The sequence below is a fragment of the Nostoc sp. UHCC 0302 genome (assembly GCF_038096175.1).
Classification (GTDB): domain Bacteria; phylum Cyanobacteriota; class Cyanobacteriia; order Cyanobacteriales; family Nostocaceae; genus UHCC-0302.
On sequence record NZ_CP151099.1, the window covers coordinates 7,154,258 to 7,168,446 of the forward strand.

A 14,189-nucleotide genomic window follows, 5' to 3' on the forward strand; every position below is an offset into this window, starting at 1 on the left:
CAATAGTCATTAGCCATTAGTTAATAGTCTATAGTCAATGGTTAATGGTCAATCTTCACAAATGACAAATGACTATGAAATGAAAAAACCCGGCTGAACCGGGCAGATGCACTGTTTGTCGAATTTAGCAGTGATAACTACATTTTGATATCACAGGTTAAAGGGCAAGCAGCATAAACAGGCGTCTGCATTTCATCTGCTTCACCATGCAACCAGCTTAACCATTTAATTTCCTTGGGATGAACACCCTTCGCAGTTAGTACACCCGCAGCCATCACAACCGCCATTACATTAAACATTATTAAACCACCTGCCACGAGCAAAACAGCACTAACAGGCATCACAGATTGTAAAACAATCGACAACAGACATCCGACCGTAGCCATCAAAACAACTAATGGGAAACCGACAACCAACAAGCATACTGCCAATGTGAAAGTCCAGATCAAAAAGCTTTTGATCATTACCAAGGAGTAGGTCTTTCCTAGATTAGAGCTTTGAGCCGAAACCATGACTTTTCCTCCCAAAAATACACAGCAAATTTAATTTCAGTTATTTCTTGTTGTTCACAAGCAAACTGAATCATTCAAGTGAAATTCAGTATATAAAAACCTATTAGGAAAATGAGCATTTTTTTACTAAACTTTACAGTTAATTTTTTATAAATATGAATGTAAAGTCAAATTTACCTTTAAAAATAAAAACTCCTTTTGGCATCTGTCTTGAGGTATAGAAGCTCAATACCATCCCATTCCTACGTTCATCGCTAGCGCTTTACTTCTGCTGAACTTAATATATCTTATAAAAATCACTGGCAATTCTCATAATTCACAAAGTACTGAATAAATTATCTGCTGCTATTTGTGCTGTTAATTGATAGCAATTTCTGTCCAAACATGGAATAAATTTCTCATTTAATGGTAGAGAGTTTTAACAAAAGAAATTGTTTGTAATTATTAATACAGGGTAAACGCCATATATTCACTGAAGCTTGTTCTGGTCTTAGGTGTGTTAAACAAGGTTAGATAAATTAAATAATTCCTATAAATCTACTAGATAGTGGAACCTCAAGAAAAAAAGATACTAGTGGAGGTGGATAAAATGGGCTGACCTTCCCGTCAGAGTATTGCTTAACTTTCACTGTCAGAGAGCTTTTGTACAAGCTATTTTCAGAACTTTTAAAAAAATTGACTTGACATAGCTCTAATTCAACCTTATGCCAGCCAAATTTGCCAAATTTAAAGTTATATGACAGAAACACCACTTCCATTAAATTCCAACTCTGCGGGTCGTAGTTTGCCGCCAATGCCGCCAATGCCACCACCACCGCCAACTATGAGTACGCAGCGCCAGCATACACAAACATTAGATATGTCAATGGATAGGAGTGCTAACGCTCCTGCCGTTGCACCGCCACCTGTTGCAGCTCATCGTCCAGGTACTCCACCACCAATGCCTAGTTCCGCTACCACAAAAAATAGCAGTTCAAAACTCACTTTAGGGCAGATAATCAGACAAGCTTATGATGAGGGTTATTCTGATGTTCACCTGGGTGTAGGTGAAGTACCCCGCTTTCGCAACCGCGGAGAAATCCAACCAACGGATTATCCAGAAACAGATAAAGAAACTTTAATGAATTGGTTGCGGGAGGTAATGACAGAAGCGGAAATTCAGCGCTTTGAAGAATATCTAGAATTTGATGGTGCAACTCAGTACGAGTTTGCTCGTGTGCGGATTAATGTTTTTGGTTCCCTTAAAGGGCCAGCAATGGTTTTACGATTGATTCCATTGAAAATCTTGACTATGGAACAGTTGAAATTACCTCCCGTTTTTCGAGATATTTGTCATCACCACAAAGGTTTAATTTTGGTGACTGGGCCTACTGGTTCTGGTAAATCCACGACAATGGCAGCGATGATTGACTACATCAATAAAGAGATGTCCAAGCATATCATCACCATTGAAGACCCAATCGAATTTGTTCATCAAAGTCGCAAGTCTTTGGTAAAACAGCGAGAAGTAGGAATGCACACCCGCAAATTTGACAATGCTTTGAAAGCCGCTTTGCGGGAAGATCCAGATTTGATTCTAGTAGGGGAAATGCGAGATAAAGAAACAGTCAATACTGCCTTGAAAGCTGCACAAACTGGTCACTTGGTTATGGGAACCCTGCACACCAATAGCGCTGTAAAAACCATTGAACGGATTCTTAATCTTTACTCTGGTGAAGAACAAGATGCAATGCGGGTTGCAATTTCTGAGTCTTTAGTAGCAGTGATTGCTCAAGGCTTGTGCCGCACAACTGATGGTAAGCGAGCGGCTTTCCACGATGTTTTGATCAACACTGAAGCCATCAAGGAATGGATTAAAGATGGTAAGTACGATGAAATTACCGAGTTGATGAAACAAGCTAGTTTTGACGGTATGATCACGATGAATCAGTCGCTGCTCAACCTCTATCAAGATGGTCGCATCACTGAAGAAACTGCTTTGGAAATGTCACCAACTCCTAACGAAATGGCGCAATTTCTCCGGGGTCGGGTTTAAGGAGTGGGGAGTAGGGGTAGAGACGCGATTAATCCCGTCTGTGTAGAGGAGCAGGGGGCAGGGGAGCAAGGGGCAGGGGAGCAGGGGGAGAAATAACTCTTGAGTGTTGATTTTTAATTCCTAACTCCTGTAGAGACGCGTAGACGCTCGAAGAGCGGCTTCTCGTAAGAGTATAATCGCGTCTGTACTCCTAATGCCTAATCCCCAATCCCCAATCCCCAACCCCCAACCCCCAATATCCTTGTTTTCCTGGTTGCAGTTCTCGCTAAGGTAAAAGGTAAAAGTAGGAGATAAAATTTTTTACTTTCGACTTTTGAGTTCCCTAGCCCCTGTAAGTAACTTGACTACAGATAATTTATCTAAACCCCAGTTGTTCAAAGGTATTGCGTTATTTACACCCGGAGGAGATTTAATTTACTGTATCGACTCTAGCAAGCAAGGTCGATGGCATTTACATTTATGTAATGCTTTACAGGAAATTTTAGACTTATCAGAGCCTCCGCATTTTTTAGTGCCTTGTTATACTGCCACGATTGACCACTGGTTAGATCCCCGCAGCCAAAAGGTGCAAACTTTTGCGGAAGCTTATCCGGCGGTGATTAAACATCAGGCTTTGCTTAACGCGATTTTTGGCACAAAAGAATTAATCTGGCAAGCCGCTCCTTGGCAGGATGGTTTGTGCGATCGCATGGTATTGTCAACTTACCACTCTTCATTCCCAGAACTTTGGGAAGACCATGATTTAATTGTGCGCTTAGACCTTTCTGAACCAGTGCCAAAGTATCATCGACAGGCTGTAACAGCGCAACAAGAGCAATTTACTACACAAGGCTATGTTCTGCGTCTGTTCGTTGCCGGACATAGCGGCACTACTGAACGCATTCTTCAGAATCTGCACGAACTATTGGAGCGATCGCTCAGACAGCCATATACACTAAAAGTTATTGATGTTTTAACTAATCCTGAACAAGCGGAAATCAATCAAGTTTCTGCAACTCCCACTTTAATGAAAGTTTGGCCTCACCCAATTCGGCGAATTGTTGGCAATTTGGATCATGGGGAAAGAATCTTACAGATGTTAGCTATTAAAGAACAATTTTAGACCTATGCCAAATCTGATAGAATTCCAAATAATTCATATTTTCTGCACAGTACCAAAGAAGTTTGTAACAATCGCGAAATTGTTCTAACTCATGTTCACAAACTTGATTAGAAAAGCAATCTTTTAAAGATGCAATAACTTCTGGCAACTGTTCATTTTGAAGAATTTCCTTTAAGTTTTCTGCGGAGTGTTTGCGAACTAATTCACTTTGGGCTGATTTCAATAGTTGTAATAAAGTCATAAATGCCTCTTGATTCCCTGGATCAAGTTTTGCTAATTTGTAAGCCCTGCGTCTTCGGGTATCTTCATTTCCTGTTGCGATACCTTGGAGTAAAGAAGCAAGAAGAGTAGGCGAAGGAGGGAGTGTACTTCGACTGCGCTCAGTAACCGGGGGAGCAGAGGTAGAAGAGGATTCTTTTAATTGAGTAGTACCGCGGAGTGCCTCTAAGTTTGCTGCTGCTTGTCGTCGTTGGGATGCATCGGTTCCTGATGCGGCGATTTTCTCTAGTGTGGAAATAGCGAACGCATTCTCAAAAGTAATTTTTCCTAAACTATAGGCGGCTTTACGACAAGTTGATTCATTTTTGGTTGACTTGATAATTTCCACTAATGCTGCAACTGCTGTTTGGTTATCTGCATCAACTCTTGCTAAACTATATGCCGCTTGCCAACGGATAGATTCATGGCGAACTGTTTTAACAAGTTTTTCTAAAGCTGCGATCGCAATTTGATTACCCGGATCAAATACTTTCCCTAAAGTATAAGCTGCATTCCAACTTTCAAATTCATTGGTGGTTGAGGTGATAAATTGCTCTAAAGCTGCGATCGCTTTTGGGCGATCGGTTTTTAATAATGCCACCCGCGCACCCTCAACAATGGGCGGCGGAAATCTCCACCACTTCTGTTTTTGGGAATGCAAGTATCCAAAACGCCACTTGATCAATTGCTGGAAGATTTCATCAGCTTTTTGGCAGTCTGTAAACTCAGCAATTGCTTGGGCTGCCAAAAAATAAGCCTGATAGCGATAAAATTCCCCACATCCATCTGAAAAATTAATTAATGCTTCTATAAATTCTTCTTTGTTTTCTTGTGGTATGTCATCTCTACCTAGCCACAGTAAAATTACTTCGCGCCACTGCGGTTCAAAAATATAGTAATTGCCTTCAGTGGAAAGTAGGAAATTTTCATTACTCCCTATTCCCCACTCCCCATTGCCCCTTATTCTCAGAGGGGGCCCCACCTTCCCCAATAAGAAAAAGCGCCAGTCTGTAATCGCTTGTGCAGCAAAGTATTCCTGAAAGGTGGGATGGTAAAAGGCATATACTTTTTCGCCCAGTTTTTCTGAAATCCCAACTTGATTTAACCAACCTAACTGTAGTGCTAATTGAAACAGACCATCATCAGGAGCGCCTAATACTTCACATATGAAGCGATGTCTGAGGCGGAACTTGGTTTTTTCTTGAGCGATTGCCAACAACGCCAACTCACCCAGCGCTCGATTTAATTGCGATCGCTGCACGGAAGTCGTAGGAAAACGATCCTGTTTCCACTCATAAATTGCTTCAACAAACTGCTCATAAAGCATTGCTTTGGTGTTGGGCAATCCTCCTTGCCACAATCCCCATGTGCGGCACAATAACGCTAATCGCAAAGGATTTTTCACTGCATCCTTAATACGTCGTCGTTCAGGTTGGTTTAACTCTACGCGTAAACTTTCTCCTAAAGCAGGATTTTCTTGGAACCAGCGTTGAATGAAATGTCCCACTTGATCGCAGAAAGGGAACTTGATCTGTTCCTGACTGTAAGTAAAACTAAGGTTGCGATAAGTATCAAAAAACTCTAATACATTCTTGCCTGCATCCCAAACGTTAAGTCGACAGGTTAGCACTACTGAGGCGTCAGCTATCCAGCTTGTGAGACAACTGGCAATCTTTGCTAGAGCATGGCTTGATTCAATTGCCATTTCATCCACTGCATCCAGAAGTAACCAAACCCGTCCTTGGTTAAACTGTTCGCAGAATGCTTCTTCTATTTCTGGCGGTACACGTAGCTTGCGAGTAGCGGAGGGTAACCAATCTTGAATAAGGTATTGTTCTAAAGTCTTGCCCTGCAAATCAGCTAAGGAGATCCAAATAGGCAAATCTTCGGTATTTTCTAACACCCATGCGGCTATTTTTTGCAGCAAAGTAGTTTTTCCCGCCCCTGGTTCTCCAACAATGGCGATGCGCTGATTTTGTTTTGGTTGCAGCACTTGTCGGATAAATTCATGATGATCAAAAGTCTGAATGACTTCTGCGTCTTCTAGTTCGTATAAACGCGAACCCTCTTGCAAAATCACATTATCTCGGTAGCGCAAACGCTGCTTTCGCTGCACTAATCCCAAGGGTACATAAACTTGATCTAGCTCGAAGGTTACACCATCGGCACTAGTTAAGGGATTAGTCGTTAGTCTTCCGTGGTTTTGCGCCTCTAAATTTGTACGGCACAGCTGTTGCCAGTCCACAAGTGAGGGAGATATTTCTTTTTTATCTCCCCTTGCCTCCCCTGCCTCCCCTACTTCCCCTGCTCTCGTTACCTGCTTCGATTTCTCTGGACGACGGCGTTCCCACTCCCAATCAAATTGTTGCAAGTTGGCTTCTGTATCTTGGCGTTTGTGCCAGAGTTTGAGGGTGAAATGCCAAGTTTCTGAACCGCCACGAGTTGGGCGGTTGTCTTCTAAAATTTCTAAGAAATCTGCAAACCGCTTTAAGGCTTCTTTGATTTGCTCAGCTTTTAATTCACTTTCAGCCGATATTAAACCTGTCAAAGACTGTAAGAATCTCACTTTCGTCCTGACAATTAGCTGATTTTCACTTTGCCAACGAGTTTGAATCTGGGGACGCAGCACATCTAAAGCGGCTTCATCTTGACAGTTTATTTCGTCATTGGCATAAGTTAAGAGCGTCTCTAATAAACGCCGCGATCGCTTTTTTGCTTCTGGGCCATAACTCGCTCTTGCCATCGCTATAATTACAAGACTGAACAAAGTTCGGGGAATCCCCTAAGTTTAACAACTTCCCCTAGCTGTCTTAGTTAGATGTTACAAGCTTTTCCGTTCGCAAATACCCTGTTGGCTTAAGGGCAATTTTTGGGAATACTCTGTATTTATAGATAAAGCATCAAAACATACAACTAAAAATTAAATCTCAATCAATCTATATGTTAAAACTTACCTACACAGAAAATAGCTTTAGCCTAGAGTTACTCAACGAATCCTTAGAAGATTGGGTAAATACAAGAGTTCTATTAGCTTTGCGATCGCGTACAAACATTTATATTGAACCAAGCACAGCTGCTTTTTTACTTTCAGCAGACTTGTCCCATCTGGCTAATTTAGCTCAAGGAAATATTGTGAAACTTTCCCTTTGTGATACCGATTCGGTAGAAGTTATTCTTCAAGGTACTTGGTTGACATCCGATACAGAAAGTGAAACAGGGATTTTTGTGACTGCACTGAATGAATCAACTGAGTTATTGCTTTATCAACTCTCACAAACTAAGCAGTTCTGTCACGCTTAAGTTTTCAGTCTTTTAGTCTTGCTGTTCGCGGGACTTTGGTACAACTTCCGAACCCGAATTGTAAACTCGTCCTAGCTAGTTGTGCCGCCTTTCCCCGAACAGCATCCTCTTCAAATACATCACATTCTTGTACAGACGCGATTAATCGCGTCTCTACTCATATATATGGCTACTAACAACTATACGAACCGCGTAGAACAGGTGGCGCGAGAAGATTTGGTAATGTTTATTAATGCTTGTCTTGCCTGCACAGGACAACGTGAATTCTATGATGATGCTTACGGACAACGGGTATCAATTGACTTTTTACATGATTACATTCTGGGTAATTACCGCTTGTTGTATGCTCGTTCTCTAGCAGCAGGTATCAATCATTTCAATCAAGCACAAATTATTATAAAACTGCTGGCAACGGGACGGGATATTTCTCCAGAACATCGTCAGGAGGAAGGCACACTTATTGCTCATGCACTCAATGGTTTGCCTCCGCAACGCGCTTGGGGAGTTTTGCAACAGTTGCGTCTACGAAAGATTAACAACCGTCGCAGTAGAGCGATCGCTCGCGATTATATCAGTATGCGGCGTGACATGAGTTTTGATGCTGTTAAGTATCGCGCCAAAGTCCGGGCGATCGCAACACACGCACATTTGAAACTTCCGGGCGAATTAAGTACTTTTCTCTTCCGCAACTGGACACAAAAAATCTACTCAACTGAGTTATTTGAGCAGTTTCGCCAAGCACACTACAGCGCTGAAGCAATTTATCAGCTTCCTTTCACTGTTGCCGAAGGATTAGCGGTAAAACACAAAGTACCCCGTGATGTTTTCTTGTCGCGTATTCAACAGCAGATGACTTTGGGCGAAAAGCTACGTTGGCAAGGTGCGGCAGAACGTACTAATAAAGTTGAAATCGACCTAGATTTGGGTCGCCTTCCCTTAACTAAGTTGGCATTGTATATTCTGTCATTGTCTTTGGAAACTAGACAACAACAAAGAGATATTTTAAACCAAGCTTTGGTGCGATCGGCGCGATTAGTTTTGAAAAAAGCACCTTTAAAACTAGGAAGAATTGCCGCTGTTTTAGATTGCAGTTACTCCAGTTCTGGTTCGAGTCAAAAGCGTCGCCGTCCTTTAGGTGTGGCTGTTGCTACTCACTATTTGTTGCAAGCTGCATCTAAAGAATACCGTGCGTTTTGGACTGTACCTGTTGAGGATGCATTGCAAGTACGTGCTAGCGGACAAACTGATTTAGCAACACCACTCTTAGCAGCTTTAGGGTCAGGTGCGGAGTTGGTGGTGATTGTCTCCGATGGTTGCGAGAACTATCCACCCAATGGTGCAGCAGAAGTTTTACGAGTATACCGCACTAAGTTAGACCCCATGCGGCGAACTTCAATTGTTCATTGCAATCCTGTGTTTAATTCTGAAGACTTTTCTCTACGTAACCTTAGTTCAACTATTCCCACTGTAGGATTGAGAGATGCTGAGGATTTACCAACTATGCTGGGATTTGCTCGTTTTGCTGAAGGTTCTGCTCCTTTGGGGGAATTAGAAGCATATTTGGCTCAACGAGTGCAGCAGATGTTAGAGGGAAGTGGAGAAATAGGAGAAGAGAGTGTCTTGAAACATCAAGGTTGAGCTTGAAAAGGTCAACTTTGGAGTTCAGAACATCAACGTTGGAATTCAGAAAGTCAACGTCGGGATTTAGAAGGTCAACGTTGGGGTTTAGAAGGTCAACGTTGAGGTTTAGAAGGTCAACGTTGGGGTTTAGAAGGTCAACGTGGGGGTTCAAAAGGTCAACGTCGTGGTTGAGAAGGTCAACGTCGGGGTTCAAAAGGTCAACGTTGAGGTTTAGAAGGTCAATGTCGGGGTTCAAAAGGTCAACATTAAAACTAATACCAATTTGAAAAAAGAATGCGACAAATAGACCATCTGTAGAGACGCGATGAATCGCGTCTTCATCCAACGATGTGTTGCAACCATTCATTGAATTGGTATAAATTATCTCCTTTGCCCCCTTCATTCCATTTCCCCAAGTAATATTTCTAAGCGCAAATATTCTCAGTCTCAAAAAATAGAACTTTATGGGAGTTTGCAGTTGAGTTTAATACAAACCTAACCCCCAGCCCCTTCCCTACAAGGGAAGGGGAGTAAGAATTAAAACCTCTATCCTTTTAGGAGAGAGGTTTGGAGAGAGGTTAAAACTGTACTGCACCTAACTGAGAACCGTTATAAGCTGGAATTTTTAATATTAATTCTTAAATATGGCATCTAAAAACAAATTATTAACAGATATATCTCTGAAAGGTTTAGAAATCGCACCTTCCCAAGTGCGGGGAGCAGTCCGTATTGTGCCACTACTACGGCATCAGGTGCGTGGTGACTTGCGCTTGCTGCGTCGCTCTTATAACGAAGATATTACAGTTGTCTCCTTAGCAGGTGAGATGACGCAACCAGGGATGAAATACTTTTCTTATGTACCGCATGGGTTGGTAATGTCTTGGAGTGATGATGGTAGCCCAGTTGCAAGCTTTGGCGGACAGATAGTTAAGCCTGATGGTAAGCGTTTGAACTGCGGTTGTGCAAGTGTGCGGTTGATGCATCGCATGGTAAAGCGGGAATCAGTCAACCAATTAAGGTTTTTGCCTTTGCATCTGGCAATGGAAGGTTTTCTGTCGCTGTTTTTCTCTGGCCCCGATATTGCTTGGAGTGAATATTCTAAGTATGCTCTGTCTAATGGGCTGGGTTCGCGCTCTGAAACTGCTGTTAGCGGACGTTATATTGCAGGATTAGAAGATGCTTTGCGCGTGTTTGAGATTCATCAAAGACAAGTTGGAGTATTAGTATTTGTTGCCGAAGCTTTAGCTTCTGCTTTTGTGGTTCCCACGCCAGAAGATTATCGCGCTTTGCACACTAGCTTGCTAGAAGACTTCTACAGTGAGTTGATTTATCAGTACGGCTTACTTTATGACACAACCTTTCCAATGGATGTATCTGTAGATGATTCTCAAATAAATAGTTTGGCAGATTTGCGAGGAGCGATCGCTAAAATGCGATCAGATTGGGCATCATTTCAGGGGTTCATGGCTGAGGGACTATTACAACGTCAACTACATACTCAAAGAGTTTATACTGCTGGGCCGTTTGTGCTGCAACGCTTTATGACTAACCTGCAACTTAAACAAGAAAATTATATTGGGGAAGCGATCGCGCGAGAAAATGGAGAAATCGAGTATCTTAAAATCTACCGTTTATCAGAAGCACAGACTCGGCGTGCCTACCTACTCAGCAAACTAGCTGAACATAACTGGAATCTAGATGCTACTGCTAAAGCCCTTTCACACACACGCGAAGAATTTGTGCATCGCCTGGAAACTGCTGGCTTTGGCTATTTGCTAAATCAAAAAGTGCGCGACGTAGCACGTAAAAAAATGAGAAAGTCTTACTAATTCGTAATTCGTAATTAAGAAAGATAGATTTTATCTAACTTTTTAGTGAGAGAATCTATGCCTTTTTATCTGAAACTGGTATTAATTTTAAAGACTGATAGTTTTCTTTGCTACATGAAGTATACATTTTTTTCGGAACGCACAACTAGCTGTGATTCTCCACAGCTTTTTAAACACAAAAAGGTTGTACCAATTCTCTAAAATACGACAACAAATTCTATTCCCTGAAACCCACACTAAATTCGATGTATCTTAATTACGAATTACGAATTACTATTAAGCGTACTGTACCAATTCTGTTAAACTCGCCACTACCGAGGTTAATTCGTCTAAATCAATTGGCTTGCATAAGTGTCTGTCAAAGCCTACTAAAAATGCATAATCGCGGTCTTCCTCCATAGCAGAGGCTGTTAGTGCAATAGCTGGAATCTTGTGCTTGCGGTTTCCCTTAATATTTCTCAGCCGGGGGAGTAGTGAGTAGCCGTCTTCATCTGGCAAGCAAATGTCAATGAGCAAGATGTCTGGTTTAAAAAATGAGGTTATTTCTAAAGCTTCGCTTCCCGAAGCAGCAGTTATAGTCTCTGCCCCTTCCAACTCAAATAAGCAAGAGAGTAAGGTTCTCGTATCAGGGTCATCATCGACAATTAGCAACCGCAGACCTTGCAGGGAGATGGATTTACTAGACATTGTTCTTACCACTGGAAAGTTTTAATACCTGAAGTGGCAATTACATTAAAATGCACCTCTTTTAATAGTGCATTCAAATGCACGCCCATCTCACAGGTTAGATGTAATCAATAGTCAGCGTCTGTCCGGTTTCAGACATATAAATTAACAGTAGTTTTCATGTCAATGAACCATCATTTTGTATTTTACATCTAAATATTGGAGTTTACTTAGATGCTAATTGCTGTAAGATTATCTTTGGCTGCGACTAGGCAAATTGCCTACTAAGCGAGCAAATTCGTTTTGGATGACTTGATAACACTCGCAAGAAGTTGCTTCCAAAGTGTCTCGATTCAGGATATTAATATGACCACGCTTGTAGTTGATTATTCCTGCTCGGCTCAGAGTGTTAGCGGCCACCGTGACACCAGAGCGACGCACACCCAGCATCTGGGCAATAAATTCTTGCGTGAGTGGAAAATTCTCTGATTGCAAGCGGTCAGAGACTGTGAGTAACCAGCGAGCTAGCCGCTCTTCTAGTGTATGCAGACGATTGCAGGCGCATCCTTGTGCTACTTCAGTATATACAGCTTGTACATAGCGCAGCAGCAGGCTTTGAAGCGCTCCCCCGCGATTGAACTCCGTTCTTACTATATCTGCATTTATCTGCATAGCAGTACCCGCTATCTGTACAAACGCTTTTGTGGTTGTTGTGTTCCCTCCTAAAATTACCGGGATACCAACCATGCCTTCATTGCTGACTATCCCAACTTCCACTGTCGAGCCATCTTCCATAGTGGTAACTATAGAAACCACTGCCTTATCAGGAAAATAGATGTGTGTGATGGGTTCTCCTGCTTCGTAAATAACTTGTCGAGTGGGGAGCGAAACTAACTTGAGGTGGGGAACAAGACGCTCATAATCTTTGGTTGGTAAAGCCGCAAGCAATCTATTTATTCGCGGATTAAGAATGTTTTCGTCCACTGAACATTTAAACTGAAATAGAAATTGGCACAGAAAATTACATTAAATGAAATTACTTTTGCAAGTCTGTCCGGTTTCGCACAGAAAATTCAAAAAATTTTATTTGAGCGTTTATTGGGCTTTTTGCCCAATAAACGCTCAAATTCGTTTTGGATGACTTGATAACACTCACAGGAGGTTATTTCCAAAGCCTCTCGATTCAGGATGTTAATCTGACCACGACGGTAGCTAATCATTCCTGCTCGGCTCAGAGTGCTAGCGGCCACCGTGACACCAGAGCGACGCACACCCAGCATCTGGGCAATAAATTCTTGTGTGAGTGGAAAATTGTCTGATTCCAAACGGTCTGAGACTGTTAGTAGCCAACGAGCCAGTCGCTCCTCTATTGTATGTAGACGGTTACAGGCGCATCCTTGTGCTACTTCAGTATATACAGCTTGTACATAGCGCAGCAACAGGCTTTGGAACGCTCCGCCGCGATTGAACTCAGTTCTTACTATATCTGCATCTATCTTCATCCCAAAACCAGCTACTTGTACAAACGCTGTTGTAGTTGTGATGCTGTCTCCTAAAATTACTGGGATACCCACCATACCTTCACTGCTTGCTAAACCAACTTCTGCTGTCGAGCCATCTTCCATAGTAGTGACTATAGAAACCACTGCCTTACTTGGAAAATAGACGTGTGTGATGGGTTCAGCTGCTTCATAAAGGACTTGGTGAATTGAGAGCGGAACCAGCTTGAGATGGGAAACAAGATGCTCATATTCTGACTCTGGGAGAACTGCGAGCAATTTATTTGACCAAGGCGGATAACTATTTTTCTGTAATGACACTTAAAGTCACTCTCCTTAAATAAAGTAGGTGACTTTAGAAAAGCCAGATCAAGGCATAAGGAAAGGATTTAAGGATCAACTCCTAATGTCAAAAGCTGTACTCCCTAAAGAAAAGATCGGGACAATCTTATAAAAGCTTAAATTAATTAACTGGCACAGGACTGTTCAGTATCGTACATAAGCAGTCAAAAAAATTATCCGATTCGTTTACTAAGCTTATTGCTTCAGTAAGCGAGCAAATTCATCTTGTATGACCTGATAACATTCACAGGAGGTTTTTTCTAAAGCCTCTTGATTCAGAATGTTAATATAACCACGGTGATAGCTGATCATTCCCGCTCGGCTTAGGGTGTTAGCTGCTTCCGTAACACTAGCACGACGTACACCCAGCATCTGCGAGATGAATTCTTGCGTAAGCGGAAAATCCTCTGATTCCAGACGTTTAGAGACTGTCATTAGCCAGCGAGCCAGCCGCTCTTCTATTGTATGCAGACGGTTGCAGGCTGCACCTTGTGCAATTTCAGTGTATACAGCTTGCACATAGCGTAGTAGCAAGTTTTGAAGCGCCCCACCCCGATTAAACTCACTTTTAAGTACATTGGCATCCATCCGGATAGCACTGTCTGGAACCTGCACAGACGCTGTTGTGATTGTAACGTTATTTCCTAAAATTACTGGCACACCCACCATGCCTTCATTGCTCACCAAGCCAGCTTCCACTGTCGAGCCATCTTCCATAATGGTGACTATAGAAACCACTGTCTTCTGAGGAAAATAGACGTGTGTAATCGGTTCACCTGCTTCGTAAAGGATTTGCTGGTTTGAAAGCGAAACTAACTTTAAGTGAGGAACAAGACGCTGATACTCAGAGGCGGGAATAGCCGCGAGCAACTTATTTTCTGGTTGCTCAAGAGTATGTTCAGACAATGACATTAAGATTCTCCTGAATGTAGCCGTCTTTAGAAAAGGCAACTTCAGGCATGAGGAGATAAGTGAATAATTTAATCCTTATGTCAAAAGGTGTATTCTCTAAAATAGAATTATCAA

General features: G+C 42.1%; 11 protein-coding genes. 5 read left to right on the forward strand and 6 right to left on the reverse strand.

The genetic code is table 11. The features are described from left to right. Positions 1-137: 137 nt before the first annotated feature. Positions 138-512 (reverse strand): hypothetical protein, encoded by a 375-nt coding sequence (locus WKK05_RS30905; protein WP_341526820.1) that lies wholly within the window; start codon positions 510-512, stop codon positions 138-140. 736 nt (positions 513-1,248) lie between these two features. Here WKK05_RS30905 and WKK05_RS30910 point away from each other — a divergent pair. Together WKK05_RS30910 and WKK05_RS30915 are read left to right on the forward strand one after the other, a co-directional pair. Then, positions 1,249-2,547 carry a type IV pilus twitching motility protein PilT gene (locus tag WKK05_RS30910; RefSeq protein WP_341526821.1) on the forward strand — a complete coding sequence of 433 codons (1,299 nt, stop codon included), beginning with the start codon at positions 1,249-1,251 and terminating at the stop codon, positions 2,545-2,547. Positions 2,548-2,860: 313 nt separating this feature from the next. Then, entirely contained in the window at positions 2,861-3,649 is a 789-nt protein-coding gene (locus WKK05_RS30915; protein WP_341526822.1) for a circadian clock KaiB family protein, read from the forward strand. On the opposite strand, the gene WKK05_RS30920 is transcribed toward WKK05_RS30915, so the two are convergent. After that, positions 3,633-6,650 (reverse strand): HEAT repeat domain-containing protein, encoded by a 3,018-nt coding sequence (locus WKK05_RS30920; RefSeq protein WP_341526823.1) that lies wholly within the window; start codon positions 6,648-6,650, stop codon positions 3,633-3,635. The two genes, WKK05_RS30915 and WKK05_RS30920, sit on opposite strands and share 17 nt — an antisense overlap. 197 nt (positions 6,651-6,847) lie before the next feature. Here WKK05_RS30920 and WKK05_RS30925 point away from each other — a divergent pair, with 197 nt between their 5' ends. The 3 genes from WKK05_RS30925 to WKK05_RS30935 all read left to right on the forward strand — a co-directional run bounded on the left by WKK05_RS30925 (position 6,848) and on the right by WKK05_RS30935 (position 10,656). After that, the gene (locus tag WKK05_RS30925) at positions 6,848-7,207 is read left to right on the forward strand and encodes an alr0857 family protein (protein ID WP_341526824.1); all 360 of its coding nucleotides are present in this window, start codon (positions 6,848-6,850) and stop codon (positions 7,205-7,207) included. Positions 7,208-7,372: 165 nt separating this feature from the next. Beyond that, positions 7,373-8,845, forward strand: a complete 1,473-nt coding sequence (locus WKK05_RS30930) for a hypothetical protein (RefSeq protein ID WP_341526825.1) — start codon at positions 7,373-7,375, stop codon at positions 8,843-8,845. A 626-nt stretch (positions 8,846-9,471) separates the two neighbouring features. Then, positions 9,472-10,656: a hypothetical protein gene (locus WKK05_RS30935; RefSeq protein ID WP_341526826.1), complete on the forward strand. Its 1,185-nt coding sequence runs from the start codon at positions 9,472-9,474 to the stop codon at positions 10,654-10,656. A gap of 276 nt (positions 10,657-10,932) precedes the next feature. Here WKK05_RS30935 and WKK05_RS30940 read toward each other — a convergent pair whose 3' ends face one another. From WKK05_RS30940 to WKK05_RS30955, 4 genes are all read right to left on the reverse strand, one after another. Continuing rightward, entirely contained in the window at positions 10,933-11,343 is a 411-nt protein-coding gene (locus WKK05_RS30940; RefSeq protein ID WP_341526827.1) for a response regulator, read from the reverse strand. Positions 11,344-11,574: 231 nt separating this feature from the next. Continuing rightward, complete coding sequence (locus WKK05_RS30945; RefSeq protein WP_341526828.1) at positions 11,575-12,306, reverse strand: Crp/Fnr family transcriptional regulator; 732 nt, start codon at positions 12,304-12,306, stop codon at positions 11,575-11,577. A gap of 89 nt (positions 12,307-12,395) precedes the next feature. After that, a complete protein-coding gene (locus WKK05_RS30950) occupies positions 12,396-13,142 on the reverse strand; it encodes a Crp/Fnr family transcriptional regulator (RefSeq protein WP_341526829.1) in 747 nt (248 codons plus the stop codon). 216 nt (positions 13,143-13,358) lie between these two features. Continuing rightward, positions 13,359-14,075 carry a Crp/Fnr family transcriptional regulator gene (locus tag WKK05_RS30955; RefSeq protein WP_341526830.1) on the reverse strand — a complete coding sequence of 239 codons (717 nt, stop codon included), beginning with the start codon at positions 14,073-14,075 and terminating at the stop codon, positions 13,359-13,361. Between the last annotated feature and the right edge of the window lie 114 nt (positions 14,076-14,189).

What these genes read in the sequence shown, in the direction of transcription:
- WKK05_RS30905 (WP_341526820.1), bottom strand. Translation starts at nt 512, where the DNA reads ATGGTTTCGGCTCAAAGCTCTAATCTAGGAAAGACCTACTCCTTGGTA.
- WKK05_RS30930 (WP_341526825.1), top strand. Translation starts at nt 7,373, where the DNA reads ATGGCTACTAACAACTATACGAACCGCGTAGAACAGGTGGCGCGAGAA.
- WKK05_RS30935 (WP_341526826.1), top strand. Translation starts at nt 9,472, where the DNA reads ATGGCATCTAAAAACAAATTATTAACAGATATATCTCTGAAAGGTTTA.
- WKK05_RS30940 (WP_341526827.1), bottom strand. Translation starts at nt 11,343, where the DNA reads ATGTCTAGTAAATCCATCTCCCTGCAAGGTCTGCGGTTGCTAATTGTC.
- WKK05_RS30955 (WP_341526830.1), bottom strand. Translation starts at nt 14,075, where the DNA reads ATGTCATTGTCTGAACATACTCTTGAGCAACCAGAAAATAAGTTGCTC.
- WKK05_RS30920 (WP_341526823.1), bottom strand. Translation starts at nt 6,650, where the DNA reads ATGGCAAGAGCGAGTTATGGCCCAGAAGCAAAAAAGCGATCGCGGCGT.
- WKK05_RS30910 (WP_341526821.1), top strand. Translation starts at nt 1,249, where the DNA reads ATGACAGAAACACCACTTCCATTAAATTCCAACTCTGCGGGTCGTAGT.
- WKK05_RS30925 (WP_341526824.1), top strand. Translation starts at nt 6,848, where the DNA reads ATGTTAAAACTTACCTACACAGAAAATAGCTTTAGCCTAGAGTTACTC.